Source organism: Paraclostridium sp. MRS3W1 (assembly GCF_032465715.1).
GTDB lineage: Bacteria > Bacillota > Clostridia > Peptostreptococcales > Peptostreptococcaceae > Paraclostridium > Paraclostridium dentum.
The window spans coordinates 1-25,989 of the sequence record NZ_JAWDJM010000161.1; the positions used below are offsets into that span (position 1 = coordinate 1).

The 25,989-nt window shown below is 30.0% G+C and carries 32 protein-coding genes; 2 read left to right on the forward strand and 30 right to left on the reverse strand.

Annotation, left to right across the window (positions count from 1 at the left end; genetic code table 11):
- The first annotated feature begins 245 nt into the window (after positions 1 to 245).
- Positions 246 to 1,121: an aldose 1-epimerase family protein gene (locus RWY47_RS12860; protein ID WP_224171036.1), complete on the forward strand. Its 876-nt coding sequence runs from the start codon at positions 246 to 248 to the stop codon at positions 1,119 to 1,121.
- Between the two features lie 72 nt (positions 1,122 to 1,193).
- Here RWY47_RS12860 and RWY47_RS12865 read toward each other — a convergent pair whose 3' ends face one another.
- Positions 1,194 to 2,315: a S41 family peptidase gene (locus RWY47_RS12865; RefSeq protein ID WP_035118311.1), complete on the reverse strand. Its 1,122-nt coding sequence runs from the start codon at positions 2,313 to 2,315 to the stop codon at positions 1,194 to 1,196.
- 162 nt (positions 2,316 to 2,477) lie between these two features.
- Between RWY47_RS12865 and RWY47_RS12870 the strand changes: the two genes are divergently transcribed.
- Positions 2,478 to 3,041 carry a 5-formyltetrahydrofolate cyclo-ligase gene (locus RWY47_RS12870; RefSeq protein ID WP_021430357.1) on the forward strand — a complete coding sequence of 188 codons (564 nt, stop codon included), beginning with the start codon at positions 2,478 to 2,480 and terminating at the stop codon, positions 3,039 to 3,041.
- 44 nt (positions 3,042 to 3,085) lie between these two features.
- On the opposite strand, the gene RWY47_RS12875 is transcribed toward RWY47_RS12870, so the two are convergent.
- The 29 genes from RWY47_RS12875 to rpmE all read right to left on the reverse strand — a co-directional run bounded on the left by RWY47_RS12875 (position 3,086) and on the right by rpmE (position 25,972).
- The gene (locus RWY47_RS12875) at positions 3,086 to 5,467 is read right to left on the reverse strand and encodes a Lon protease family protein (RefSeq protein WP_021430408.1); all 2,382 of its coding nucleotides are present in this window, start codon (positions 5,465 to 5,467) and stop codon (positions 3,086 to 3,088) included.
- Between the two features lie 195 nt (positions 5,468 to 5,662).
- Complete coding sequence (locus tag RWY47_RS12880; protein ID WP_025161277.1) at positions 5,663 to 6,088, reverse strand: hypothetical protein; 426 nt, start codon at positions 6,086 to 6,088, stop codon at positions 5,663 to 5,665.
- A gap of 118 nt (positions 6,089 to 6,206) precedes the next feature.
- Positions 6,207 to 7,142, reverse strand: a complete 936-nt coding sequence (locus RWY47_RS12885) for a transketolase family protein (RefSeq protein WP_025161276.1) — start codon at positions 7,140 to 7,142, stop codon at positions 6,207 to 6,209.
- Positions 7,135 to 7,962: a transketolase gene (locus RWY47_RS12890; RefSeq protein ID WP_021430364.1), complete on the reverse strand. Its 828-nt coding sequence runs from the start codon at positions 7,960 to 7,962 to the stop codon at positions 7,135 to 7,137. The genes RWY47_RS12885 and RWY47_RS12890 overlap by 8 nt, the downstream gene beginning before the upstream one ends.
- Before the next feature lie 164 nt (positions 7,963 to 8,126).
- Positions 8,127 to 8,492, reverse strand: a complete 366-nt coding sequence (locus tag RWY47_RS12895) for a type II toxin-antitoxin system PemK/MazF family toxin (protein ID WP_021430410.1) — start codon at positions 8,490 to 8,492, stop codon at positions 8,127 to 8,129.
- Positions 8,482 to 8,757: a hypothetical protein gene (locus RWY47_RS12900; protein ID WP_035118413.1), complete on the reverse strand. Its 276-nt coding sequence runs from the start codon at positions 8,755 to 8,757 to the stop codon at positions 8,482 to 8,484. The genes RWY47_RS12895 and RWY47_RS12900 overlap by 11 nt, the downstream gene beginning before the upstream one ends.
- A 42-nt stretch (positions 8,758 to 8,799) precedes the next feature.
- The gene (gene alr, locus RWY47_RS12905; protein WP_021430384.1) at positions 8,800 to 9,963 is read right to left on the reverse strand and encodes an alanine racemase; all 1,164 of its coding nucleotides are present in this window, start codon (positions 9,961 to 9,963) and stop codon (positions 8,800 to 8,802) included.
- A gap of 14 nt (positions 9,964 to 9,977) precedes the next feature.
- Positions 9,978 to 10,568 (reverse strand): germination lipoprotein GerS, encoded by a 591-nt coding sequence (gene gerS, locus RWY47_RS12910; protein ID WP_021430359.1) that lies wholly within the window; start codon positions 10,566 to 10,568, stop codon positions 9,978 to 9,980.
- 22 nt (positions 10,569 to 10,590) lie between these two features.
- Complete coding sequence (locus RWY47_RS12915; protein WP_021434186.1) at positions 10,591 to 11,052, reverse strand: CBS domain-containing protein; 462 nt, start codon at positions 11,050 to 11,052, stop codon at positions 10,591 to 10,593.
- 4 nt (positions 11,053 to 11,056) lie between these two features.
- A complete protein-coding gene (acpS, locus tag RWY47_RS12920; RefSeq protein WP_025161275.1) occupies positions 11,057 to 11,437 on the reverse strand; it encodes a holo-ACP synthase in 381 nt (126 codons plus the stop codon).
- Positions 11,438 to 11,656: 219 nt separating this feature from the next.
- A complete protein-coding gene (gene atpC / locus RWY47_RS12925; protein WP_021430426.1) occupies positions 11,657 to 11,917 on the reverse strand; it encodes an ATP synthase F1 subunit epsilon in 261 nt (86 codons plus the stop codon).
- A gap of 2 nt (positions 11,918 to 11,919) precedes the next feature.
- Entirely contained in the window at positions 11,920 to 13,314 is a 1,395-nt protein-coding gene (atpD, locus tag RWY47_RS12930) for a F0F1 ATP synthase subunit beta (RefSeq protein WP_021430421.1), read from the reverse strand.
- Between the two features lie 16 nt (positions 13,315 to 13,330).
- Complete coding sequence (gene atpG / locus RWY47_RS12935) at positions 13,331 to 14,194, reverse strand: ATP synthase F1 subunit gamma (protein WP_224171035.1); 864 nt, start codon at positions 14,192 to 14,194, stop codon at positions 13,331 to 13,333.
- Positions 14,195 to 14,222: 28 nt separating this feature from the next.
- Positions 14,223 to 15,725 (reverse strand): F0F1 ATP synthase subunit alpha, encoded by a 1,503-nt coding sequence (gene atpA / locus RWY47_RS12940; protein ID WP_021430385.1) that lies wholly within the window; start codon positions 15,723 to 15,725, stop codon positions 14,223 to 14,225.
- Between the two features lie 15 nt (positions 15,726 to 15,740).
- Positions 15,741 to 16,283, reverse strand: coding sequence for a F0F1 ATP synthase subunit delta (locus RWY47_RS12945; RefSeq protein ID WP_021430392.1), 543 nt, complete (start codon positions 16,281 to 16,283; stop codon positions 15,741 to 15,743).
- Positions 16,280 to 16,780: a F0F1 ATP synthase subunit B gene (gene atpF, locus RWY47_RS12950; RefSeq protein ID WP_035118335.1), complete on the reverse strand. Its 501-nt coding sequence runs from the start codon at positions 16,778 to 16,780 to the stop codon at positions 16,280 to 16,282. The genes RWY47_RS12945 and atpF overlap by 4 nt, the downstream gene beginning before the upstream one ends.
- A gap of 88 nt (positions 16,781 to 16,868) precedes the next feature.
- The gene (atpE, locus tag RWY47_RS12955; RefSeq protein ID WP_021434191.1) at positions 16,869 to 17,117 is read right to left on the reverse strand and encodes an ATP synthase F0 subunit C; all 249 of its coding nucleotides are present in this window, start codon (positions 17,115 to 17,117) and stop codon (positions 16,869 to 16,871) included.
- 61 nt (positions 17,118 to 17,178) lie between these two features.
- Positions 17,179 to 17,880: a F0F1 ATP synthase subunit A gene (gene atpB, locus RWY47_RS12960; RefSeq protein WP_150886809.1), complete on the reverse strand. Its 702-nt coding sequence runs from the start codon at positions 17,878 to 17,880 to the stop codon at positions 17,179 to 17,181.
- A gap of 2 nt (positions 17,881 to 17,882) precedes the next feature.
- Positions 17,883 to 18,272: an ATP synthase subunit I gene (locus RWY47_RS12965; protein WP_021434193.1), complete on the reverse strand. Its 390-nt coding sequence runs from the start codon at positions 18,270 to 18,272 to the stop codon at positions 17,883 to 17,885.
- Between the two features lie 4 nt (positions 18,273 to 18,276).
- Positions 18,277 to 18,618, reverse strand: a complete 342-nt coding sequence (locus tag RWY47_RS12970) for an AtpZ/AtpI family protein (RefSeq protein WP_224171034.1) — start codon at positions 18,616 to 18,618, stop codon at positions 18,277 to 18,279.
- Between the two features lie 465 nt (positions 18,619 to 19,083).
- On the reverse strand, positions 19,084 to 19,713 hold the full coding sequence (upp, locus tag RWY47_RS12975) for a uracil phosphoribosyltransferase (RefSeq protein ID WP_021430412.1): 630 nt from the start codon (positions 19,711 to 19,713) through the stop codon (positions 19,084 to 19,086).
- Positions 19,714 to 19,725: 12 nt separating this feature from the next.
- On the reverse strand, positions 19,726 to 20,172 hold the full coding sequence (gene rpiB, locus RWY47_RS12980; RefSeq protein WP_021430373.1) for a ribose 5-phosphate isomerase B: 447 nt from the start codon (positions 20,170 to 20,172) through the stop codon (positions 19,726 to 19,728).
- A 123-nt stretch (positions 20,173 to 20,295) separates the two neighbouring features.
- Entirely contained in the window at positions 20,296 to 21,339 is a 1,044-nt protein-coding gene (locus tag RWY47_RS12985; protein ID WP_226883350.1) for an L-threonylcarbamoyladenylate synthase, read from the reverse strand.
- Positions 21,340 to 21,364: 25 nt separating this feature from the next.
- A complete protein-coding gene (locus RWY47_RS12990; RefSeq protein WP_224171033.1) occupies positions 21,365 to 22,042 on the reverse strand; it encodes a ZIP family metal transporter in 678 nt (225 codons plus the stop codon).
- A gap of 137 nt (positions 22,043 to 22,179) precedes the next feature.
- On the reverse strand, positions 22,180 to 23,244 hold the full coding sequence (gene prfA, locus RWY47_RS12995; protein ID WP_021430379.1) for a peptide chain release factor 1: 1,065 nt from the start codon (positions 23,242 to 23,244) through the stop codon (positions 22,180 to 22,182).
- Positions 23,245 to 23,287: 43 nt separating this feature from the next.
- On the reverse strand, positions 23,288 to 24,139 hold the full coding sequence (gene prmC / locus RWY47_RS13000; protein WP_224171032.1) for a peptide chain release factor N(5)-glutamine methyltransferase: 852 nt from the start codon (positions 24,137 to 24,139) through the stop codon (positions 23,288 to 23,290).
- A gap of 14 nt (positions 24,140 to 24,153) precedes the next feature.
- Positions 24,154 to 25,050 carry a DUF1385 domain-containing protein gene (locus tag RWY47_RS13005; RefSeq protein WP_150886807.1) on the reverse strand — a complete coding sequence of 299 codons (897 nt, stop codon included), beginning with the start codon at positions 25,048 to 25,050 and terminating at the stop codon, positions 24,154 to 24,156.
- Between the two features lie 88 nt (positions 25,051 to 25,138).
- Complete coding sequence (locus RWY47_RS13010) at positions 25,139 to 25,714, reverse strand: thymidine kinase (RefSeq protein ID WP_021430400.1); 576 nt, start codon at positions 25,712 to 25,714, stop codon at positions 25,139 to 25,141.
- A gap of 57 nt (positions 25,715 to 25,771) precedes the next feature.
- Positions 25,772 to 25,972 carry a 50S ribosomal protein L31 gene (rpmE, locus tag RWY47_RS13015; RefSeq protein ID WP_025161269.1) on the reverse strand — a complete coding sequence of 67 codons (201 nt, stop codon included), beginning with the start codon at positions 25,970 to 25,972 and terminating at the stop codon, positions 25,772 to 25,774.
- Between the last annotated feature and the right edge of the window lie 17 nt (positions 25,973 to 25,989).

Consider the following 25,989-nt stretch of genomic DNA (forward strand, 5'->3'; position numbering starts at 1 on the left):
CGCTCAGCTAATCATTATCTGAATATCTGGCTTGGTTGTTTGTGTTTAATTCTTTTAAAAAGAATTTATATAATTAACCTACTGTTTAATTTTCAAAGTTCTTACATTTTTTTCTACAAGTTATACTTTATCACCTCTTTTATCTTTCGTCAATACTTTTTTTATTTATTTTATTTTTTATTTAGCTATTTTTTATTATATAATGAAAGCGTGAATAAAAGTATATCAAATAAAGGAGTTTTAAAATGAATAAACTTGAAAATAAAGATTTAATTATTGAAGTTAAAAATACAGGGGCTGAACTAAGTCGAATATACTCTAAAACCCTTAATAAAGAGTTTTTATGGAATGGAAATAAAAAGTTTTGGGGAAGACACTCTCCTATTCTATTTCCTATTGTAGGAAGACTAAAAGATAACGAAACTATTATAGATGAAAAAACATACAATATGAATCAACACGGATTTGCTCGAGATTTTGATTTTAATTTAATAGAAAAGGATCAAAACTCTTTAACATATAAATTAGCTTCTACTGGGGAAACTAAAAAGTACTATCCTTATGATTTTGAATTATTCATTAAATACATAATCACTGAAACTAAAATTAAAATTTGCTGGAAAGTTATAAATACAGATTATAGCGATATATTTTTTTCAATAGGAGCTCATCCAGCTTTTAATGTTCCATTTGATAAAGATACTACTATTGACAATTACTACTTAAACTTTAAAACTAGAGATGAAGTATCTAACTATTTATTACAAGGACCTTTTGTTTGTAAAAAATCAAAAGTCGATAATTTAAAATCAATTAAATTACATCCAGAAATTTTTAAAAATGATGCTTTAATATATGATAATGTAGATGAAATTGCTATATCGTCTAAAAACAGTTCTACATCTATAAATGTAAAGTTCGATAATTTTCCATTTGTTGGAGTTTGGTCTCCTTATAACACAGAAAATAATACAATAGCACCTTTTGTATGTATAGAACCTTGGTTTGGAATAGCCGACTGTTTAGATTCTAATAAAATTTTCAAAAACAAATTAGGAATAAATCAATTATCTCCAAATAAAACTTTCGAAGCTTCTTATTCAATAACTATAAATTCATAATTTGTAACAATAAAGGACTGAGGAAATCTAATTTCACATAAAGTGAATTAATTTGCCTCAGTCCTTTTAATTTTATTTATTTATTTGATTATTCATCCAATCTATAGCAGCTTGAAGTTGCTTATTTTCATCTTTTTCTTCTATTTTAGGCTTTATTCCCTTTTTATTTATATAGTCTCCACTCGGAGTATAATACTGAGCTGTAGTAAGTTTATAACCTGTTCCATCATTTAAACCTCTTACAGTTTGAACTAATCCTTTACCAAATGTAGTTGTTCCTATAGCTATCCCTCTATTGTTATCAACTATAGCTCCTGTAAGTATTTCAGATGCAGATGCACTACCTCCGTTTATAAGTAAAGCTATCGGTAAATCTAATTCTCTATTATTATCAGATTTTAAATACTTAGCTTTCCCACTATTATCTTTAACAGACACTATAGTATCTCCCTCAGGTAATATTTCATCTGCTATATCATCACATATATTTAATAATCCTCCTGGATTATCTCGTAAATCTAACACTAGACCTTTTATGCCTTTTTTATTTAAACTATCTAGAGCCTTTTTAAAGTCATCATAAGTATGTTCATCAAATGACGAAATTTTTATGTATCCAATATTATTTTCTAAAACTTTAGAATCTATAGTTTTCATTACTATTTCTTCTCTTTTAACATTTATATCTAATACTTCACTACCTCTTTTTATAGTTAACTTAACATCTGTTCCTGCTTTTCCTTTTATAAGACTCATTGCCTTATCCATATCTTTAGAAGTAACTTCTTTTCCATTAACTTTAATTATTTTATCTCCTGATTTTATTCCACTTTTTTCAGCAGGAGATCCTTCTATAGGAGATACAACAGTTATTAATTCATCATCAGATGTTGGACCTATAACTACCCCTATTCCTACATAACTACCTGATGTTTGTTCTTGTAACTTTTCAAACTCTTCTTTTGTGTAGTATTGTGAGTATGGATCATCCAAGCTTTCAAACATCCCTTTTATAGATCCTGTCATCAATTTTTCATTATCAGGGTCCTTATAAAAATCTTTATCTATCGTTCTTTTTAAACCAGCAATTTTATCATACCCCTTATACTTGAAACCTACTACTTGAGATGTTATTAATGCCGTAGCGATTACAATTATAACAGAGTATATTATAGCCCTTTTTTTGGATATCATTTTATGCATCTCCTTTTACATAATATACTATATTATTATATGCCTTCATATTATTTTTATTACTGCATGTCTTTCAGTTGATGTTATCGTATTTTAATACTAAACTCCTTATTAGGAAGTTTTTATACCATATTATACCACATTAAAGAAAGGTGATTTAAATTGAAAAAAGATTTTAGAAAAAAAGTTATAGAACTTAGAAAAAAACAATCTCCTCAATCTATAATTTACAAATCCAAAAAAATTTCCGATATAATTTTATCATTAGAGGATGTAAAAAAAGCCTCTACTATAATGATTTACTTAGACTTTAATAACGAAGTAAAAACTGATATCCTAGTAAACTCATTAATTTCTTTAGGTAAAAAAGTATTAGTACCTATTACCATAAAAGAAAACAAAACCCTTGTACCTTCACAAATCAAAAATATAAATACAGAAGTTTCAATAGGAACCTATGGCATAAGGGAACCTAAAAAAGAATTTATAAGAGTAACAGATATTGAGTCAATAGATGTTTTAATAGTACCTGCAGTTGCCTTTGATATAAATAAATTTAGGTTAGGCTATGGAGGTGGCTTCTATGATAGATTTATAGAAAAACTGAGACCTGATAGTATAACCATAGGCATAGCTTTTGAATTTCAAGTTTTTGATTCTATACCAAAAGAAAGTCATGATGCCCAACTAAATTACATTGTAACAGAAGAAAGAATTTTAAAATAAAAATATTAAATAGAGTAAAGTATTATCTTTACTCTATTTAATAACTATTTATCTTTTTTATCATCATCATTTTTTCTATATATATTTAATTGCTCTATAACTTTTTTATCTATTTCTTCTATAGTAAGTCCTGTAAGAATTCCTAGTCCTTCTTCTATATTGGATATTGCATATATACTAAACTGTCCATTTTTTACAGCTTCTACAACTTCATCTTTTAACATTAAATTTTTAACATTTTGTATAGGCATCATTACACCTTGTTTTCCATTTAAACCTTTTATCTTACAGACATCAAAAAATCCTTCTATTTTTTCATTTATTCCTCCTATAGGCTGAATTTCGCCTTTTTGGCTTACAGATCCAGTTACTGCTATATTCTGTTTAATTGGTATTTTAGATATACTAGATATTACCGCATATAATTCAGTACTAGATGCACTATCTCCATCTACACCACAATAGTTTTGTTCAAAAGTTATAGATGTTGATATAGATAAAGGTTTTTCCTTACCGTATCTTTCTCCTAAGTATCCCGTTAATATTAAAACACCTTTATCATGTATACTTCCACTTTGCTTTATTTCTCTTTCTATATTTATAATCCCACTTCTACCTTTATATGTTGATGCAGTTATTTTAGAAGGCTTTCCGAAACTATATTCACCTGTTCCCATTACAGCCAATCCATTTATTTGACCAACTTTTTCTCCATCTATATCTATTAATAATGTTTCATCTTCAAACATTTCATTTAACTTTTCTTCATATTTATTATTTCTATATCTTTTTTGATTAATGGCCTTCTCTACATCTGATTTAGTTACATATTTTGAATCTACTTTACTAAGAGCTTCCGATTCAAAAATCAAATCTACAATTTTATTAAATTTAGCTGTCAATTTTTCTTTATCATCACTAAGTCTTACACTATATTCTAAAACTCTTTCCACTGCTTCTCTATCAAAGTGTTTTAAGTTATATTCTTTACATTGATTGGATATAAGCTTAATAATTTTATATATGTTTTCATTATTTTTATTAATTTCAACATCAAAGTCAGCCATTATTTTAAATAAATTTCTAAAATCTTCCTCATAAGAGTACAATATATTATAAATATAATTATCACCTATTAAAATCACCTTTATATCTAAATCAATAGGTTCTGGTTTTAAATTAGATGTAACTAAGTATCCATACTGCTTATTTAGAGATTCTATTGATATTTTGCCTGTCTTAAGTGATCTTTTTAGACATTCCCATGAAAAAGGACTTGATAATAAATCTTTAGCATTTATTATTATAAATCCTCCATTAGCCTTGTGTAATGACCCTGGCTTTATTTCCATAAAACTAGTAGTTAATGATCCTATTTCATTTTTATAGTCTATCGATCCTGCCAAATTGTAATATGTAGGATTGTTTTCATTTATAACCTTGCCTTCCGTACACTCGCTATTATCAATTAGTAAATTAACTCCATATCTAACAAAAAACTTAGCATCACTTTTAGGACCCATTAAACCTAATAATGCCATTGGATTTTGATTATTTTCTTCTCCTGAAGTCTTAAATTTACTTATATTTTCCACAATATCATCGCATAAATCATTTATATACTCTTTAACTTTTTTACATTCTCCATATCTTTCTAGTAAATATCTCTCATAGAATCCAACTAAGCTTTTACCTACATTTTTATCTAATTCATCCAGTTTCTCTTTATATTGATCTTCACATAGCTTTATTTCATTAATATATTCTTTGCTATCTTGATTTAACTTTAAACCCTCTTCTCTTAAATCTTTTATCTGTTGAGGTGTTAAGTTCCCAATTTCTGCTTCTCCCAGCATATCACCATCTGAGTTTATGGGAACACTTATCAACCCTCTTTCTGTTACTTCAAATTTAAATCCTCTAGGTTTTGCAATTCCATTTAGCTTATCTATTATATATTGAATATTACTTTCAAGTTCCGTCATCAATAGTCTATTATGATATTCATATTCCTTAGTACTAAAAATCTTAGGTATCTCTAATTTTAACTTTTCAATAATATCTTCCATATCTTTTTTAAATAACTTACCTTGTCCACATTCAAAAGATAAAGCTATTGGTTCGTTATTGTTCTTAAAATTATAAACATATGCCCAATCTTTTATATTTTTATTATTTTGCTTAACTTTGCTTATAAGCATATTCGTATAACTATTTCTTCCTGTCCCACTACTCCCTGCAACATAAATGTTATAACCTTTTTGTTTCATATTAAGCCCAAATTCTATAGCTTTAACAGCTCTATCTTGACCAATTATATCCCTAACTGGTTCTATATCTTCTGTAGATTTGAATTCTATATTATCTAAGTCACAAGTACATTTCAATTTTTCAATATCTAATTTAAACTTATCCGAATTAAACATTCATTCACCTCATAGCATTTATTTTTACATTTAGTTTTACCTATATAACATAAATAATGTACTTTACTTATAAACAATGTTCTTCAAACTAATATTTTTAATCCACTTATATAAAATTTGTTTTGCTCATAAAACTTTTTAAACATAAAAAAAGTTATAAATAATTAGTTTATCCTAATTATTTATAACTTCTTGTTATTTTTCTACTTTTGAATTCAGTTCAATTCTATCTGGTAGTTCTTTTAAGTTAGTTTCTACTACTATGTAAGGATGTGATTCCTCTTTATTTTTATGTACAACTTCAACCTTCATTACATTTTTATCTTCTTCTTTAAACATTTTTATAGAGTTCATCTCTATTCCCTTATTTGCATCTTTACCTCTAGTCACAACTACATATATCTTGCCATCTAGTTTAACAGCTAGAGCCCTTTCTTCATCTGTGTATTTACCCATCATATCAAGAATCTTTTCTGGAATTTCATTTTTTTGGAGCATTATATAATCTACAGGTTTTGACTCATCCATAAACATTTTTGGCACAAATACAAAACCTCCTAATAGTAGAATTAAAACTATCATTCCATAGATTACGCCCCTAATATTAAATTTAACTTTCAATTAATCACCCCCCATATAAATATATGAGCTTGTTTTTAATAATAGAAGATTTTTGAAAAATAAAAAGCCGCAAATATTAGATACAATATCTAATATTTGCGGCTCAATAATCCTAAATTTATTTTTTAGCTATAGCTTCTTTTACACTCTTAACTATTTCCTTAGAAGTTAATCCATAAGCTTCTAATAATTCTTTCGGTGTTCCTGATTGTCCAAATACATCCTTAACACCAACTTTTTTAACTATAACTGGGCACTCTTCACTAACAACTTCACTAACTGCAGATCCTAGTCCACCAATTATATTATGCTCCTCAGCTGTAACTATTACTTTAGTTTCTTTAGCTGCATTTAATATTATTTCTTTATCTATTGGCTTTATAGTAGGCATATTTATAACTCTAACATTTATACCTTCTTCTTTTAATTGTTCATGTGCTATTACAGCTTCATTAACCATTATTCCGCAAGCTATTATAGTAGCGTCATTACCTTCTCTTACTACTACACCTTTACCAATTTCAAACTTGTAGTTCTCATCAAATAAAGTTGGAACTGCAGATCTACCAAGTCTAACATATACTGGTCCATTGTATTTAGCAATTTCAAATATAACTTGTTCTGTTTCAACTCCATCAGCTGGAACGATAACAGTCATATTAGGTATTGATCTCATTATAGCTATATCTTCTACACTTTGGTGAGATGCTCCATCTTCTCCTACAGTTATACCTGCATGTGTAGCACATACTTTTACATTTAACTTAGGATAACATGCAGAGTTTCTTATTATTTCAAATCCTCTTCCTGTTGCAAACATAGCAAAACTACTTGCAAAAGGTATTTTACCTGCTGCTGCTAATCCACAAGCTGCACCTATTAAGTTTTGTTCCGCTATACCCATATTGAAAAATCTATCAGGGAATGCTTTTGAAAAGTCATTTGTTTTTGTAGATTTAGATAAATCTGCATCTAAAACAACCACATTATCATTTACTTGACCTAATTTAACTAAGGCTTTTCCATATGCTTCTCTAGTTGCTATACTACTCATTATCCGAACCTCCTAATTCTTGTAATGCTTTTTCTAAATCGCTATCACTAGGTGCTGTTCCATGCCATCCAGCATTATTTTCCATAAAAGAAACACCTTTACCCTTAACAGTTTTAGCTATTATCATTGTAGGTTTCCCTACTGTTTCTTTAGCCATATCAAGAGCTGCGAATATTTGATCAAAATCATGTCCATCTATTTCAATAACGTTCCATCCAAAGCTTTTGAATTTATCCATTGCAGGACCTACATTCATAACTTTTTCAACTTCTCCGTCAATTTGTAATCCATTGTAATCTAAAAATGCTACTAAATTATCTAATTTATAGTGAGCTGCACTCATTGCTGCTTCCCAAACTATACCTTCTTGTATCTCTCCATCCCCAAGTAATGTGTATACTCTCCATGGCGCATTATCTAATTTAGATGCCATTGCCATACCACATGCTACTGAAAAACCTTGTCCTAAAGAACCTGTTGACATTTCAACTCCTGGTATTCCCTTCATATCTGGATGACCTTGTAACATTGCTCCTATTTTTCTTAATGAGTTTAATTCTGCTTTATCAAAATAACCCTTCTCAGCTAATGTAGAATATAAAACTGGAGCTGCGTGTCCTTTTGATAGTACAAATCTATCTCTATCTTCCATCTTTGGATTTCTAGAATCTACATTCATTTCATCAAAATAAAGTGATGTTAATATTTCAACTGCAGATAATGATCCTCCTGGATGTCCAGATTTAGAACTATGTATCATGGTAACTATATCTCTTCTTATATTACGTGCAATTCCATTTAATACTTTATGGTCTCTCATGTAATTACCTCCTTGTTTTGTGAGTAAAACTACTGACTCTATATTATGTACTTTGCAATTGTACCATACTAATTCCATATTATTATATCACTTTTTGCGTTTTTTTTGCTTAAAAATCCAAAAAAAATTATTGATATACTCTTTCAATACACCAATAATTTAAATTAAATTTGAAATAATCCCAAACTTATAAGCAGACTATTATTCACTTTTTCCATCATACATTCATCTAGATAACCTATTTTTTCTCTTAAACGCTTTTTATCTATAGTTCTTATTTGCTCTAAGAGAATAACGGAATCTTTATTAAGCCCATACTCATTCGAACTAATTTCAATATGAGTTGGTAATTTAGCCTTGTTAATTTGCGAAGTTATTGCCGCGACAATAACAGTTGGACTGTATTTGTTTCCTATATCATTTTGAATGATTAGAACTGGTCTTATTCCACCTTGTTCAGATCCAACTACAGGGCTTAAATCGGCATAAAATAAATGTCCGCGTTTTATATCTAAATTGTTAGAACTCACCTTGAGCTATAGTCCCTTCAAGGTTATCATCAGAAGATACCTCATTTGTCATTCCTAGCTCGGCTAAAGTTAAATTGATTTGACCCATTTCTTTATAACCCTTAATCATGGATTCTTTTAAGTCAAATTTTTTCTTTTGTGTAATGTAGAATTGAAAAGCAGCTTTTGCAAAATCTTCTCTGTTAGAGTTCTCTATCTGTACTATATGATCAACTTCAGAAATCAAAGAGTCAGGTAGAGTAAACACAATTTTCTCTTTGCTCATATTGTGCACAAAATCGCCTCCTAGGGGGTAATACTATAATCTTTATTTTACCAAATAATTATCTTTTTGTACAATTGCATTTCTTTCCATATAAACACGTTCAACTCGTCTAGAAATCATACATAAGACTTCATAATTTATTGTTCCTAAGTCTTTAGCTATTTTTTCTACACTCTGATTTTCGCTCTCAGAAAATATTATAACCTCATCGTCAATTTTTATGTCTATATCTTTATCTATTTTTATCATACATTGATCCATACATATAGTTCCTACAACATCAAACTCTAATCCTTGTATATAAGCCTTAGGATTTTTTTGCATTCTTGTAAATCCATCAGCATATCCAATAGGTACCGTAACTATTCTTTCTTTAGATTTAGTTACATATTTAAGACCATAACTTATACCTATATTCTCATCTACTTCCTTTATATGAGAAATTCTAGTTTTCAATGTCATAGCTGGTTTTAAATCAATTATATCTTTATTCACCTCATCAGAAGGATAATGTCCATAAAGTATAATTCCACATCTAACCATATTAAAATTCAAATCTTTACATTCCATAGTTGCTGCACTATTAGAAACATGTTTTATAGGAATATCAATGTCTGCAGATTGTAATTTTTCAATTACTAAGTTAAATTTATAAACTTGACCATAAGTGTATTCTTTATTTCTTTCATCAGCCGTAGCAAAATGTGTATATATGCCCTCTATAAAAATATTTTCAAGTTGATTAATTCTAATTATTTCAGTTATAGATTCATCATTTACTTGAAATCCTATCCTACTCATTCCTGTATCTATTTTTATATGAATTTTAGCTTTTTTGTTATGTTTTTTTGCGATTTTATTTGCTAAAAATGCAGTTTCATATGAAAATATAGTTAAACTGATGTCATTAATTATAGCTTCTTCTAAAGATTGATTTGGTATATATCCTAAACATAATATAGGTAATCCTATATCATTTTGTCTAAGCTCTAGACCTTCTTCAAGCCTAGATACTGCTAAATAATCTACATTTTCTCTTTCTAAAAACTTTGATATATGCACTGCCCCATGACTATATGCATTAGCCTTAACCACTCCACAAATTTTAGTATCTTCTTTTAATATTTTCTTTATATTTTTTAAATTATTACTTATATTATCTAGATTTATCTCCGCCCATGTAGGAGCTGTTATATTTATCTTCATTGTCTATCTCCTTGCTATTTCTTGTACTTAAAATCAGAATAATTGACTATAAATCTGGTATTCCCTTCCTGATCTAATATTTCTAATTTAGCAGGATAATTTTCTTTTGAGTCTATATAAAGTATCTGCTTGTTGAAATATTTAGTGTTCCCAGGTATTGATACTGTAAGCATTAAATACCCATTTTTCATTCCAATCTCTACATCTTCCCCTTGTAGATAATTCTCCACAAAATCTCCAACAAATAAATGCTGACTATCTTTTCCTACATTAGGTAAAATCAATTTATCTTCTACCTCTGGGTTAGTTACAATTATCTTATCTTGTTTGTATTCTATAGTCTTACCCTTAAGATGCTCAGGTTGTAAGGCAACTAATTTAAAGTTGCCAGGACCATTATATTCATGCAAAAAAGAGTATTTATGAGATTTTTTATTTCCTATAACTTCTATATCTGCTTTACACTTATAGTACTTCATCTTCGATATGTCATTTTGAAAGTTTTTGTATACTTCTTCTTTTGTGGACTTGCTTTTTTCACAACCTATAAATATAGTCGTAAAGCTTATAACTAAAATCAAAAATAACGTCCACTTGCGTTTCACACAATACCTCCTAATTTAAAACCTATTCTTCATACATAGATTTTATTATATCGTATCTACAAATTATTCCTTTTATTTTGTCATTTTCATCAACTACAGGAACTCTGTTTACTGATTTTTTTATCATTATGTTTGCAATATCATCAAATGTATCATTCTCATAAACTTTTATTACATCTTCAGACATTAAGTCTTTGACTTTAGTAGCTGCTATATCTTTTATATCATGTTCTATCTTTTTAAAATCATTAATACATATTAACCCCTGTAAAAATGTTATGTACTCTGGAGGATCTACGTATTTTTCTTTTTTCATTATATCTGTTTCTGAGATAATACCTACAACTTTATTATCTTTATCCACTACAGGTACTCCACCTATTTTCTCAGTTATAAGAATGTTAGCTATGTCCTGTATATTATCAGTTTCTCTTGCTACCTTTACATTAGTAGTCATTATATCTTTCGCTTTTTTAGTTTTCATCTTATCACTCCTTAACTATTACCATAGCATTAGCTACAGCATAATTTTCACTATGAGATATAGATACTTGTATTTCTAAAACATTATAATCTATGCACATTTGTCTTAAATTATTATAAGTTTTAACTATAGGCTTTCCATTTTTATCTCTCAAAACCTCTATGTCATCAAAATTAAAATTTTTAATGCCTGTTCCAAAAGCTTTACTTATGGCTTCTTTTGCAGAAAAATTTCCAGCTATAGTTTCAGACCTAAAATTTTTTGATTCAAAATACTTTATCTCTTCATCAGTGAATATTTTATTTAAAAATCTTTTTTTATTTTTTAATATGTTTTCTATTCTTTCTATTTCTACTATATCTATACCTATACCCAATATATTCATGGATACCTCCAAATTAATGTATATATTACTATTTTGTGACTTAAATTCAAATCTATTCAATTGTTTATACTAAATTTTATTTATAAATCTATTTTTATATTACTATAGAGAAATTTATTTTAATAGTTCCACAAGTATTTAAATTTAAGTGAATAGTGGTTACAAATTTACTTATTTATATAAAAATAAAAAGGCTAGAGTTAAACTCTAGCCTTTTTTCTATAGCCATTCTGCAGATTCAGTTAAAATAACAGCTTGCTCTTTTTCAACTTGAACGAATCCTCCAGATATTTTTGCTTCTTTAAATTTACCTTCTCTTTTTAGACGTAGAGTTCCATCTGATAATCCTGCAACTAAAGGTCTGTGGTTTTTTAATATACCTCTATCTCCTTCAGTAGTTCTCACTATTATCATCTCTGTTTGACCTTCATAGAAGACTTTTTCAGGAGTAACAATTTTAACCGCAAATTCGCTTGCCATTATTATCTACTCTCCTTCGCTTTTTCAACTGCCTCTTCTATACTTCCTACGAATAAGAAAGCTGATTCTGGTAAGTTATCATGCTTACCTTCTAATATTTCTTTGAAACTTCTTACAGTTTCTTTAACAGGTACATATTTACCTGGTATTCCTGTGAACTGCTCACCAACGAAGAACGGTTGAGATAAGAATCTCTCTATCTTTCTAGCTCTGTTAACAGTTATCTTATCTTCATCAGATAATTCATCCATACCAAGTATAGCTATTATATCTTGAAGTTCTTTATACTTTTGAAGTATAGATTGAACTGATACTGCTATCTCGTAATGTTCTTTACCAACTATAGCTGGGTCAAGAACTCTAGATGTAGACTCTAATGGGTCAACAGCTGGGAATATACCTAGAGAAGCTTTTTGTCTAGATAAAACTGTTTTAGCATCTAAGTGAGTGAATGTTGTAGCTGGTGCTGGGTCAGTTAAGTCATCGGCAGGTACATATACAGCCTGAACTGATGTTATAGACCCTTTATTTGTAGATGTTATTCTCTCTTGTAATCTACCCATCTCTGTTGCTAATGTTGGTTGGTATCCAACTGCTGATGGAGTACGTCCAAGAAGTGCAGAAACCTCAGATCCTGCTTGAGTGAAACGGAATATATTATCTACGAATAATAAAACGTCTTGTCCTTGTTGATCTCTGAAGTATTCAGCCATTGTAAGACCAGTTAAAGCAACTCTCATTCTTGCTCCAGGTGGCTCATTCATTTGTCCGAATACTAGAGCTGTTTTATTTATAACTCCTGTATCGCTCATCTCATGGAATAAGTCGTTACCTTCTCTTGTTCTCTCTCCAACACCTGCGAATACTGATATACCACCGTGTTGAGTAGCTATATTGTTGATAAGCTCTTGTATAAGAACTGTTTTACCAACTCCAGCTCCTCCGAATAGACCTATCTTACCACCTTTTAAGTATGGTGCTAGTAAGTCAACAACTTTTATACCAGTCTCTAATATCTCAGCTCCTGGGTTTAATTCATCGAATGCTGGTGCTTCTCTATGTATAGGGTTTTTAGGAGCATCTTTTGGAGCTTCTTTACCATCAACTGGCTCACCTAATACATTGAATATTCTTCCTAAAGTTTCTTCTCCTACAGGAACACTTATAGCAGCTCCTGTATCAACAACTTCCATACCTCTTACTAGTCCATCAGTTGAACTCATTGATATACATCTTACAGTATCATCACCAACGTGTTGTGCAACCTCTACAACTATTTTTTTATCTCCGTGCTTTATCTCTAATGCATTTAATAGATTAGGTAAGCTTTTTTCATCATTGAACTTTACGTCAACAACTGGCCCGATAACCTGAACTATTTTACCTATGTTTGCCATGTCCTAACCTCCTTATTTATTGAGCTGAAGAAGCTCCTGCAACTATCTCAGATATCTCTTGAGTAACTGCAGCTTGTCTTGCTCTATTGTATTGTAATTCTAAATTAGATATCATTTCATTTGCATTGTCTGTTGCTGATTCCATAGCTGTTCTTCTTGCAGCTTGCTCTGAAGCATAAGACTCAGCTAATCCTCCGTATATCATTCCTGATACATACTTAGGAACTATAAATCCAAGCACAGCGTCTGCAGAAGGTAAGTATTGAACTGCCGCTCCACTTTGCTTCTTCTCTTCACCTTTGTTAGCTTCTATACTTATTGGTAAAAGCTTAACTAATCTTGGCTCTTGACTTAATGCAGAAACGAACTCTGTATATATTAATTTAACTTCGTCTATGTCTCCGTTTTGATACGAATCCATTACATTTTTTGATATATTCATTATATCTTCATAGTTAGCATTTTCAACAGAAGGTATTGATCCTATTACTTCAAAGTCTCTTTTGCTAACAAATTCTTTTGCTTTTTTTCCTATAGTAATAACTTTAACGTTTTTAGAACCTTGAGTTTCAGCAGCTAATGCTTTAAATACATTTGAGTTGTATCCACCTGCAAGACCTCTATCTCCAGCTATTACTACATAACATCTATTTTTAACTTCTCTTTGTTTAAGAAATTCACTTTTAACTCCGCTCGTACTCTTAGCTATATTCTCTACAGCTTCTTTTAAAGTGTTAAAATACGCTTTAGAACTTTCAGCTTTTTCTTTAGCTCTTCTAAATTTAGAAGAAGAAACTAATTCCATTGCTTTAGTTATTTGTTTCGTATTTTCAACACTGGCAATACGAGTTTTGATTTCCTTCATTCCAGCTCCTGCCAATTGAGTTACCTCCTTTTTTTAAAAAGGATTACGCTTCTATAACAAATTTCTTTTTGAAATCGTTTATAGCGTTCGTTAATTCTTGAGCAAAGTCTTCATTTGCAAGAATTTTTTCTCCTATTTGTGGATAATTAGCATCTATAAATTCTAATAATTCTGCTTCAAATCTCTTTATGTTATTTACAGGTATATCTGCTAATAAGTTATTTGTAACTGCAAATACCATTACAACTTGATTTGAAACTTCCATTGGTTGATGTTCTCCTTGTTTAAGAACCTCAACTATTCTTTCCCCTTGAGCAAGTCTCTTCTTAGTATCTTCATCTAAGTCAGATCCAAATTGAGAGAATGCAGCAAGTTCTTTATATTGTGAGTAAAGAAGTTTTAATGGTCCTGCAACTTTTTTCATTGATTTTATTTGTGCAGATCCTCCAACCCTTGAAACTGATATACCAGGATCAACTGCAGGTCTTATTCCTGAGTAGAATAATTCTGGTACAAGGTATATTTGTCCGTCTGTTATAGATATAACGTTAGTTGGTATATAAGCAGAAACGTCTCCACCTTGAGTTTCTATTATAGGTAATGCAGTTATTGATCCTGCTCCTAATTCATCAGATAACTTAGCTGCTCTTTCAAGTAATCTTGAATGTAGGTAGAATACGTCTCCTGGGTACGCTTCACGTCCTGGTGGTCTCTTAAGTAATAATGACATCTCTCTGTATGCAACGGCATGCTTAGTTAAGTCATCATATACTATTAATACATGTTTTCCATTGAACATGAATTCTTCACCCATAGCAACACCTGCATATGGAGCTAAGAATTGAAGTGGTGCAGATTCAGATGCAGTAGCAGAAACTACTATTGTATAATCCATTGCTCCACCTTTTTCTAATGTACTAACAACTTGAGAAACAGTAGAACGTTTTTGTCCTATTGCAACATATATACATATAACATCTTTACCTTTTTGGTTAAGTATTGTATCTACACATATAGATGTTTTACCTGTTTGTCTATCTCCGATAACAAGCTCTCTTTGCCCTTTACCTATTGGTATCATGGCATCTATAGCTTTTATACCTGTTTGTAATGGCTCATGAACAGATTTTCTAGCCATTATTCCTGTAGCTTCAGATTCAACTGGTCTGAATTTAGTTGCATTTATAGGTCCTTTTCCATCAACTGGTTGACCTAATGAGTTTACAACTCTACCTATCATTTCGTCTCCAACTGGAACTTGAACTATATTACCAGTTCTTTTTACGATGTCTCCTTCTTTTATTCCAGAGTCATCTCCTAGCATAACTGCCCCAACCATTTCTTCTTCAAGGTTAAGAGCCATTCCGTATACTTTACCTGGGAACTCTAATAACTCACCAGCCATAGCTTTTTCTAATCCGTAAACACTAGCTATACCGTCCCCAACTTTTAAAACACTTCCTGTATCTGTTAACTCTACTTTATTTTCGTAATTCTTTATTTGCTCTTTTATTATAGCACTTATTTCTTCTGGTTTTAAATTCATGGGTTCACCGCCCTCCTAAGATATTACTTGAGATAGTTGTTCCTTCATCTTATCTAAACGATTTTTAACTGTTCCATCTATCTCTTCGTTTCCAAGTCTAACTAGGACTCCACCTAATACAGACTCATCTACTTCATTTTTTAAAATAACTGTTTTGTTATATTTAGTTGAAAGTTTAGCTTGAAGTCCTTCAAGTTCTTCACTTTCCATAGGAACTGCTGTTATAGCAACTCCTTCTAATATATTGTTTTTATCATTTAATAAAGCTTTAAAAGCTTCTGCTATACCAGTTATTAAAGATAATCTATCTTTATCAGCTAATATTTTCATGAAATTTAACATTTCTTTATTTAATTGAGATCCAAATACATTAGATATTAAATCTTTTTTATCGTCCTTTGAAACTATTGGAGATTTTAATATATTTGCAAACTCTTTATTTTCATTTATTATATCTACTACAGCCTTTAGCTCATTATATAGTTTTTCAGTCGACTTAGAGTCTTCTCCAACTTGGAATAAGGCTTCAGCGTATCTGCTTGCAACTATATTTATCATTGAGCTTCGCCTACCTCTTTTATAAAGTCATTTATTAGCTTTTCATGCTTAGACTTATCTAGGTCACTTTCTATAACCTTAGATGCTGCAAGTAAAGCTATTGAAGATATGTCATCCTTAACTTCATTCATAACTTTTTGTCTTTCTTGTACTATATCTTTGCTAGCTTTTTCTTTTATGCTTGTAGCTTCATTTTTAGCTGTAGATATTATTTCCTCTGATTTTTGTTCTGCTCTTACAGTTGCTTGTTTTATTATTTCTTGCCCCTGCTCTTTAGCAGAACTTAATTTTTCTTCAAATTCTTTTTTGAACTTTTCACCCTCAGATTTAGATTTCTCTCCTTGAGCTAAGTTTGTTTGAATATCTTTTTCTCTCGCTTCTATTATTCCTAAAACAGGTTTAAATAAAAGTTTCTTTAAAATAACAAACACTAAGAATGTATTTATTAATTGGAATAGTAATTCATATGTTAACCCAATTAGTGGTTTTAATTCCATCCTTATTCCTCCTTTCTACTAATCACAATTCGTAATTAGGAGATGGTTCCCCACCTCCTATTTATAATGCCTTAAACTTTAATTCTTATTATTTTATGAATGGATTAGCGAATAGAAGTATTATAGCTACAACTAAACCATATATTGCTGAAGACTCTGCAACTGCAGCTCCAAGTAACATTGTTTGAGTTATATCACCTTTAGCTTCTGGTTGATTTCCAACTGCCTCAGCAGCTTTACCTGCTGCAAATCCTTGTCCTATTCCTGCTCCTATACCTGTTGCAACTGCGATACCTGCTCCTATAGCTGAACCTGCTAATATTATAGCTGTTTCCATGATTGTTTCCTCCTTAAATTTCAATAATTTTTTTATTGTTTTTTGTTTATTTACATATCAATTACTCTGTAGCATTTGATACAAATACCATTGTAAGCATTATGAATATGAACGCTTGTAATATACCAGCAAATATATCAAAGTATAAATGTAATGGTACTGGTATTATTAATTGTCCAAAAGGTATATTTATGCCTGTTAAGCTTGTTGACACGAATCCTAAGAATTGATATAAAAGTGCCATGATAACAGATCCTCCTAATATATTACCAAATGGACGGAAACTTAATGATATAGGTTTTGCTAATTCCCCTATTATATTAAGCGGTAATAAGAATGGTATTGGCTCAAGTAACTCCTTGAACATTCCCATACCTTTTTTCTTGACACCTGCATAGTAAATCATAAAGAATGTTATTAATGCCCATGCTAATGTAGTGTCTAAATCTGTTGTAGGTGATCTAAATCCTAATAGTCCTATAAGGTTTGATACTGCGAAGAATAAGAATAAACTTCCTACATACGGAACCATAAAAGGTAATTCTTTTATAGCTGTTGGTCCCATAGTTGTTTTTACAAACTTATCAAATCCGCCTATAACAAATTCTAAAAATATTTGCACTTTACTAGTTGGAACTTTCTTTAAGTTTCTAGTTAAAAAATAAGATGCTATAGCAAGACCTGCTAATATTATCCAACTTGTTATAACTGTATCACTTAACTTGAAGTTTCCAAAATATAGTATATATTTTGCTTGACTCACAGTTACGCCTCCTTTCTTTTAAGTTTGTCTACTACTACTCTTTTGCCTAATATAGAAAACTTAGTGCTCAATAAGCCTATGGTAGTTCCAATAACACTTATATGTGGAGATTTTGCTGAAACAAATAAAACCACACCTACTATTGTCATCCTTATTATGTATCTACTAGTTGAATATATTTGAGCCTTAGTAGGAGGACACGTTACTGATTTTTGTAACGAGATAGCTAGTAATCTAAAATTTAACATAGCTATTATGCTCCCAAACAAAAGACCTGTAAGCATTTCTTTTGGAGAGTTTGATAAAAAAACAATAAGGATTGCTGCGATTAAATCAATTATGAGTATACCTTTATTTACGTCTCTTATTTGTTTTCCTAAACCATTATTCATTTAATCACTTCCTTCTTGCGTATACAATTAAGGTTTTATAAACACCACTAAATGCACCGCCTATTCCTAATAAAAGGAAAATCAATAATAAAAATGGACTTGTTCCAAATTTATCATCTAAGTACTTTCCTATAAAAGCACATCCTAAAATAGGGATTAAAATCATCAATCCTACTTGGCTTATTAAAGAAAGCATACTAAGAGCCTGTACATATTTTCTATGTTTATCTTCCATAAATATCATACCTCTTGTATCGTAATTTATTTTAAATTCTATTAATTCATTGTACGTATGTAAGATGTTTGTTTGAAACGTTGAATATTTTAATTGTAAATTATATTTCATTATTATATTTCTTTTAAATATTTTTATCAATACCTAATATTGATTTTTAAATTTCAGTTTTTTCATTTTTGTATAAATTTTGAATAATTTTTTTTTAATTATTCAAATGTATATATTATGAAATAATTTTTGTATAATTCATTTCATTTTTTAGTTTATACTTATATAATCTTCATTATACTAGTATTTATGCACATTTTTACTTTTTAAAACATTTGAAAAATTTGAACTTTTTAATTTATTTTTTGGATATAAATCCATAAAAGATATATATATATTATACCTTTTATGAAAATTTTTCTACAAATAATTACATTTTAAAAAAATATTTTAAAATATTTTTTTAAATTTAATTTTTTTATAGTATACATTGGTTATTTTAATAAGTGTTTTCCTAATATTTGATCTAATGACTCAACGGAAAAAGGCATCTATAAAACTTTATAGATACCTTGTTTAAACTTATTACTTAGTTCCAAATAATCTATCTCCAGCGTCTCCTAATCCTGGAACTATATATCCATGATCATTTAATTTCTCATCGATATTAGCTACGTATATATCAACATCTGGGTGATATTTGTGAACTTCTTCTATACCTTCTGGAGAAGCAACTAAATTAACTAATTTTATAGTTTTAGCTCCATCTCTCTTTAATACATCTATCGCTGCTACAGCAGATCCACCAGTAGCTAACATTGGATCTACTACTATCATTTCTCTTTCTTGTATATCTTGTGGGAATTTACTATAGTATTCAACTGGTTGTAAAGTTTCTGGGTCTCTGTATAAACCAACATGTCCAACTTTAGCTGCTGGAACTAAGTTTACAAGTCCATCTACCATTCCTAATCCAGCTCTTAATATAGGAACTATTCCTAATTTCTTCCCAGCTATAACTTTTGCTTTAGTTTTAACAACAGGAGTTTCTATTTCTATTTCCTCTAAAGGTAATTCTCTTGTTATTTCATATCCCATAAGCATTGTTATTTCTGTTAGAAGTTCTCTAAAATCTTTAGATCCTGTATTTTTATCCCTCATTAAAGTTAATTTGTGTTGTATTAATGGATGATCTGCAACTACTACTTTTTTCATTATGTAAGCCTCCTAATTTTTTTGTTCTATGTCATTTAACATATTTACTCTTCTTAAGTGTCTTTCACCTTCAAATTCAGTGTTTATCCACGCATCAACTATCTCAAGAGCTAACCCTTTTCCAATTACTCTCTCGCCTAAAGAAAGCATGTTTGCATTATTATGTGCTTTTGACATTTTAGCTGAAAATGTATCTGAAACAACAGCACATCTAATACCTTTAACTTTGTTAGCTGCTAATGAGATTCCTATACCTGTCCCGCAACATAATATCCCATAGTCTACGTCCTTGCTAACAACCGCTTTGGCAACCTTTTCTCCATATATAGGATAATCAACTGAATCTACTCCATTTTCAGTTCCAAAGTCTACACATTCAATTCCTTTTGATTGTAAGTGTTTTTTTATTTCTTCTTTTAAATTGTATCCACCGTGATCGCTACCTAAACCTATCTTCATAGTCCAATACCTCCAATACTTTTGTATACATAGATTTATACTTAATTTTATATTATACTAAACTTTAAGTATTTTTGCATCCTTTATACATAATTATTTCATATATTTTTTGGACTTTATTATTTATAATTCTATAATTTTATACCCAGCTGACTTCATTAATCTATTCATTATAGCTCTACCAACTCCCTGATTAGAAAAAGCTTCAGAATATATTATATCCATTTCTTTTTTATCCATTTCTATTAATGCATTAAAAAGGTTACTTCCAACTTCTTCTAAGTTGTCTCCAAGACCTATCACTTCACCTTTATAATTTTCTTTATTTTTATTAAGACACATAACACCACATCTTAATCCTTTTTCTTCATTTTCGTCTATTAAAGAATTTATTTTATTAATTACTTTTGAGTCTTCTCCACTTACTATAAAAACATCTCCATTTGGTGAATAGTGTGTATATTTCATTCCTGGTGCTTTAGCTTTTTTTACATCTGCTTTACCTTCAATAGATGGATCTATAAGGACTTCTCCTATTAAAAGTTCCATTTGCTCTTTAGTAACACTTCCAGGTCTTAATATCATAGGCTTTTCAGATGTCATATCTACAACAGTAGATTCAAGTCCAAAATCGCAATCTCCTGCAACTATAATTCCATTTACCCTTCCGTTCATTTCGTCGCATACATGCTGTCCCTTTGTTGGAGATGGTCTACCTGATATATTAGCTGATGGAGCAGCTATAGGTACTCCTGATTGTCTTATAATTTCTCTGGCAATAGGATTCGAAGGCATTCTTATAGCTACTGTATCTAACCCACCACTAGTTCTTTGTGGAACTATTTCTTTTTTCTTAAAAATCATAGTAAGTGGCCCTGGCCAAAATTCATCCATTAATTTTTTAGCTTTTTCATTTATATCAGTAGCCAATTTATTTATCTCATCTTTTTCGCATATATGTACTATTAAAGGGTTATCACTAGGTCGTCCTTTTGCTTCATATATTTTTTTTACAGCATCTTCATCTAAAGCATTTGCACCTAACCCATAAACTGTTTCTGTAGGAAAAATAACTGTATTTCCTTCAGATAATAATTTTGCATGCTTTCTTATTTCTTCTATATCTATATTTAATTCATCGATTTTACTTATTTTTGTATTTATCATTAGTATACCTTCCTTCATATTTAGTTTATATATAGCTGACTACTAAAATTCCAATCAAAAAACCTATTATAGAATACATAGATTTCGCTGATGGAAATATTTCTTCTAAAACTACATACATCATAGTTCCTGCTGCTATAGCTAAGAACCCCCCTATTAAAGAAGTACACATACCTGCGAAATATGCGCCAAAAAAACTACCTATACCCATAGGAATTCCTGCTATTAATGTTAATAATACAACTTTAAACGTGCTCATTTTACTCCCAGCTAAACTAAGCGCCATTGCTAAACCTTCTGGTATGTTATGAATACCTATTACAATTGCTAAGGTAATTCCTAGGTTTTCAGTTGATATAAATGAAGATCCTATCGCTAAACCTTCCGGTAAGTTATGTAAAAGTATACTTAAAAATATTAAATACCCTGATTTAAGATCCGATTCTACTTCTAGTTTATTTTTTATTAACATAGTAAGTAAAGCTCCAGCAAATACAAACAAACTTGTATAAATAACTCCTATTTGGTTCATGGATTCTTTAAGAAGATCAAATACCACAACAGCTAGCATTACGCCTCCAGATATTCCCATAAAAAAACTTATATATCTTTTTACATTTTTTCTAAAAACAGTGGATATAATGCCTCCGATTCCTGTCCCTATAACTCCAGATATTAATCCAATCAATGTTATTCGAAACAATTCTTGTTACCCCCTAGTATTATTTAACTTGCTCTAAATTTTATGTAATATAAATTGCTATTATTACAATACTAGATAATAACTCTTTTTACTTGCAAAAAATCCCTATTCAAAATAGGGATTTTTTTATATTAAAACTATATAGACATCATTTTTTCAGTTTGATCTACAGTTATTAATGCATCTATCATTTCATTTAAATCTCCATCTAAGAATGCATCTAATTTGTATAAAGTTAAGTTTATTCTATGATCACTTACTCTTCCTTGAGGGAAGTTGTAAGTTCTTATTCTTTCAGATCTGTCCCCTGTTCCAACCTGACTTTTTCTTTCTGCAGCTATATCTTTATGTTGTGCAGCAACTGCTTTATCATATAATCTAGCTTTTAATATTTTTAAAGCTTGTTCTTTATTCTTTAATTGAGATTTTCCATCTTGGCAAGATACTACTTCTCCTGTAGGTATATGTGTAACCCTTACTGCAGAGTCTGTAGTATTAACACTTTGCCCTCCATTTCCTGAAGAACGGAAAACATCTATTCTTAAGTCATTTGGATTTATTTCTACTTCAACGTCTTCTACCTCTGGTAAAACTGCAACAGTTGCTGTTGATGTATGTATTCTTCCTCCTGATTCAGTAGATGGTATTCTTTGAACCCTATGAACTCCTGATTCGTATTTAAGAACAGAGTATGCTCCATTACCTTTTATCATGAAAGATACTTCTTTATATCCCCCAACACCAGTATCACTAGCACTTAATAACTCAATTTTCCATTTTCTTCTTTCTGCATATCTGCAGTACATTCTAAATAAGTCCCCAGCAAATAGAGCTGCTTCATCTCCTCCAGCTCCACCTCTGATTTCAACTATAACGTTTTTGTCATCATTAGGGTCCTTTGGTAATAATAGTATTTTTAATTCTTCCTCTATAGGCTCAACTTTTTCTTCCATTTCAGATAGTTCCATTTTAGCTAATTCTCTTAGTTCTTCATCTGATTCCTCTTGTAAGATAGTTTTAGAATCAGCTATAGCGTTCATTACATCTTTATATTCTCTAAATTTCATTACAATTGGCTCTACTTCAGCATGTTCTTTTATAAATTTCTGCCATACTTTTTGGTCATTTATTATTTCCGGGTCTGCTATTTTTTCACTTAGTTCTTTATATTTATCTTCTAGTACTTCTAATTTGTTTAGCATACTTTTCACCTCTTTAATTGTAAAATATCAATAGTTGATTATATCATAGTTTATAACCTATAACAACTCTATCGATTCCTTGCAAGTCTTTCTTTGTATATATTTTAGAGTAACCATTATCCTTCATAATATCACATACATCTTTAGCTTGATCATGGCCAACTTCAAAAGCTAATATTCCTCCGTCCTTTAAATAACAAACAGATTCTTTAGTTATTGACCTATAAAAATCTAACCCATCTTCTCCACCTTCAAGCGCTATATATGGTTCATAATCTTTAACCTGAGTATGAAGTGTCTCTATATCTTTTTTTCTTATATACGGAGGATTAGAAACTATTAAATCTAACTTTAAGTTTTTATCTTTAATTCCACTGAATAAATTAGATTCTATAAAATCAATTTTACTGTCAACCTCATTGCTTACAGCATTCTTTTTACCTATACTCAAAGCTTTTTCAGATATATCTAGTGAATATACATGGCTGTTATCTATATACTTTGCTAAGCTTACAGATATAGCCCCTGATCCAGTTCCAATATCAACGATGTCCAACATTTCCATACCCTTAGTAAGTTCTATTATTTCCTCAACTAACGGTTCTGTATCTGGTCTAGGAATTAAAACTCCTTCTTCTACAAAAAAATCTAATCCCATAAATTCTCTATTATTAACTATATATGCAATAGGTCTTCCATCTAATCTTTCCTTAATCATTCTATTAAACTCTTCTATTTGTTCATCTGAAAGTTTTTTATTCAAGTTTAATTGAATATACAGCCTATCAACATCTCCTAGTACCTTTTGTACTATTATTTCTGTATCTAATTTGGGAGTATCACTGATGCTTGATAACTCCTCCATATATTTAATTAAAATTTCTCTTATTGTCATAGAATTCTCCTTTTTTACTTTATGACAGAATCTAATGCTTTTAATGCAACTTCAAGTTGTTTATCATCCGGTTCCTTAGTTGTAAGTTTTTGTAACATCATTCCTGGATAAGCTACAATTCTCGTCAAAATGTTATTATATTTCCCAAGCAATTTTATTATTTCATATGATATTCCCGCAACTATAGGAACACATACAATTCTCATAATAATTCTTATAATTGGGTTAGGCCACCCAAAAAAAGAAAAAAGTATTATTGAAGTGAACATTACTATAAATAAAAAATTAGTTCCGCATCTTGGATGTTGTGTCTTAAACTTCCTTGCGTTTTCAACAGTTAAATCTAGATCATTTTCATAACAATAAATAGCTTTATGCTCAGCTCCATGATACTCAAACACTCTTTTAATATCTTTATTCATAGATATTAATAGTATATAAACAAATAAAATACATATTCTGGTAAATCCTTCTATTAAGTTCAATATTAAATCACTATTTATAAATCTTGAAAATAATCCACCTATCATTGTGGGTGTTACTACAAATAATAACATTGCAAAAAACAATCCTATTATCAGGGAAATTATTATTATCACATCATTTGCCTTATCTTTAAATAGTTTATTTATGAATTTATCAAAAGTTGATTCTTCTTCATCATCATCTAAAAAAAATTCAGATGAAAAGTTCATACTATTTATTCCTTCAATCATAGTCTCTATTAATATAAAAGCGCCTCTTAAAAATGGAATCTTATCTATATTCTTATCAGATATCCAACTTTTTATATTTCTTTTTCTAATTATAATTTCTCCATCATTTTTTCTGACAGCTATGGCTCTCTTGTTTTTAGATTGCATCATAACCCCTTCTATTACAGCTTGTCCACCTACCGGTTGTTTTTTCATATATTCACCTCTACTCCTAAACTATATATATAATATTACTATATTAGGCAAAGAAAAAACACCTAAAAGGTGTTTGTTATTTATAAATTTATTTTTCAACTACATGACATTTTCTACATCTAGCTTCATAACTTTCTACAGCTCCAACTTGTATTATCGGTTCATCATACTTAGCTGGTTTACCATTTATAAGTCTTTGAGATCTAGTTGCTGGTTGTCCACAAACTGAACATATAGCTTGAATTTTATCTACAAATTCAGCTACAGCCAATAATTTAGGCGTAGGTCCAAAAGGCTCGCCTTTAAAATCCATATCTAATCCAGCTGCAATAACTCTTATCCCTTTATCTGCTAACTTTATAGCCATATCAACTACTTCATTATCAAAGAATTGAACCTCATCTATCCCAACTACTTGAGTATCTTCATTTATATATTTTTCCATTTCCGAAGAATCCTTTATAGGAATAGCATTTATTGCATATCCGCTGTGAGATACTACATCTTCTTTACTATATCTATCATCAATAAGAGGTTTAAAAACAACTACGTTTTGTTTTGCAATCTTAGCTCTTTTTAATCTTCTTATCAATTCTTCACTTTTACCACTGTACATAGGACCTATGACAATTTCTATATATCCATGATTTACCGGTCTATACATACTTAATCCTCCTATATAAATAAAATAGGAGTTGGCAAGCCAACTCCGTATTTACTATTAGTCGATTTTGAATCTCTTCTTGAACTTGTCTATTCTTCCACCAGCTTCTATATTCTTTTGCTTTCCAGTATAGAAAGGATGGCATTCTGAACATATCTCAACTTTTATTTCGTCTTTAGTTGATCCAGCAACGAATGTGTTTCCACAAGCGCAACGTACTTCAACTTCTTGGTATTTTGGTTGTATATCTTTTTGCATATTTGTCACCTCTTCTC

Bases quoted from the DNA above. Each gene is read 5' to 3' on its own strand.
- RWY47_RS12875 (WP_021430408.1), bottom strand. From the start codon at position 5,467: ATGTTTAATTCGGATAAGTTTAAATTAGATATTGAAAAATTGAAATGT.
- upp (WP_021430412.1), bottom strand. From the start codon at position 19,713: ATGAAAAAAGTAGTAGTTGCAGATCATCCATTAATACAACACAAATTA.
- prfA (WP_021430379.1), bottom strand. From the start codon at position 23,244: ATGCTAAACAAATTAGAAGTACTAGAAGATAAATATAAAGAACTAAGT.
- atpF (WP_035118335.1), bottom strand. From the start codon at position 16,780: ATGGAATTAAAACCACTAATTGGGTTAACATATGAATTACTATTCCAA.
- atpA (WP_021430385.1), bottom strand. From the start codon at position 15,725: ATGAATTTAAAACCAGAAGAAATAAGTGCTATAATAAAAGAGCAAATA.
- RWY47_RS12900 (WP_035118413.1), bottom strand. From the start codon at position 8,757: ATGAGCAAAGAGAAAATTGTGTTTACTCTACCTGACTCTTTGATTTCT.
- RWY47_RS12945 (WP_021430392.1), bottom strand. From the start codon at position 16,283: ATGATAAATATAGTTGCAAGCAGATACGCTGAAGCCTTATTCCAAGTT.
- alr (WP_021430384.1), bottom strand. From the start codon at position 9,963: ATGAAGATAAATATAACAGCTCCTACATGGGCGGAGATAAATCTAGAT.
- RWY47_RS13005 (WP_150886807.1), bottom strand. From the start codon at position 25,050: ATGAAAAAACAACCGGTAGGTGGACAAGCTGTAATAGAAGGGGTTATG.
- RWY47_RS12985 (WP_226883350.1), bottom strand. From the start codon at position 21,339: ATGATAAATACAAAAATAAGTAAAATCGATGAATTAAATATAGATATA.
- rpiB (WP_021430373.1), bottom strand. From the start codon at position 20,172: ATGAAGATAGGTTTAGGTAGCGATCACGGTGGATACAATTTAAAAGAA.
- RWY47_RS12890 (WP_021430364.1), bottom strand. From the start codon at position 7,962: ATGAGAGACCATAAAGTATTAAATGGAATTGCACGTAATATAAGAAGA.
- RWY47_RS12860 (WP_224171036.1), top strand. From the start codon at position 246: ATGAATAAACTTGAAAATAAAGATTTAATTATTGAAGTTAAAAATACA.
- acpS (WP_025161275.1), bottom strand. From the start codon at position 11,437: ATGAATATATTGGGTATAGGTATAGATATAGTAGAAATAGAAAGAATA.
- RWY47_RS13010 (WP_021430400.1), bottom strand. From the start codon at position 25,714: ATGTATAGACCGGTAAATCATGGATATATAGAAATTGTCATAGGTCCT.
- atpC (WP_021430426.1), bottom strand. From the start codon at position 11,917: ATGGCAAGCGAATTTGCGGTTAAAATTGTTACTCCTGAAAAAGTCTTC.
- atpE (WP_021434191.1), bottom strand. From the start codon at position 17,117: ATGGAAACAGCTATAATATTAGCAGGTTCAGCTATAGGAGCAGGTATC.
- RWY47_RS12970 (WP_224171034.1), bottom strand. From the start codon at position 18,618: ATGAAATATAATTTACAATTAAAATATTCAACGTTTCAAACAAACATC.
- RWY47_RS12965 (WP_021434193.1), bottom strand. From the start codon at position 18,272: ATGAATAATGGTTTAGGAAAACAAATAAGAGACGTAAATAAAGGTATA.
- atpD (WP_021430421.1), bottom strand. From the start codon at position 13,314: ATGGCAAACATAGGTAAAATAGTTCAGGTTATCGGGCCAGTTGTTGAC.
- rpmE (WP_025161269.1), bottom strand. From the start codon at position 25,972: ATGCAAAAAGATATACAACCAAAATACCAAGAAGTTGAAGTACGTTGC.
- prmC (WP_224171032.1), bottom strand. From the start codon at position 24,139: ATGACAATAAGAGAAATTTTAATTAAATATATGGAGGAGTTATCAAGC.
- RWY47_RS12915 (WP_021434186.1), bottom strand. From the start codon at position 11,052: ATGAAAACTAAAAAAGCGAAAGATATAATGACTACTAATGTAAAGGTA.
- RWY47_RS12865 (WP_035118311.1), bottom strand. From the start codon at position 2,315: ATGATATCCAAAAAAAGGGCTATAATATACTCTGTTATAATTGTAATC.
- RWY47_RS12885 (WP_025161276.1), bottom strand. From the start codon at position 7,142: ATGAGTAGTATAGCAACTAGAGAAGCATATGGAAAAGCCTTAGTTAAA.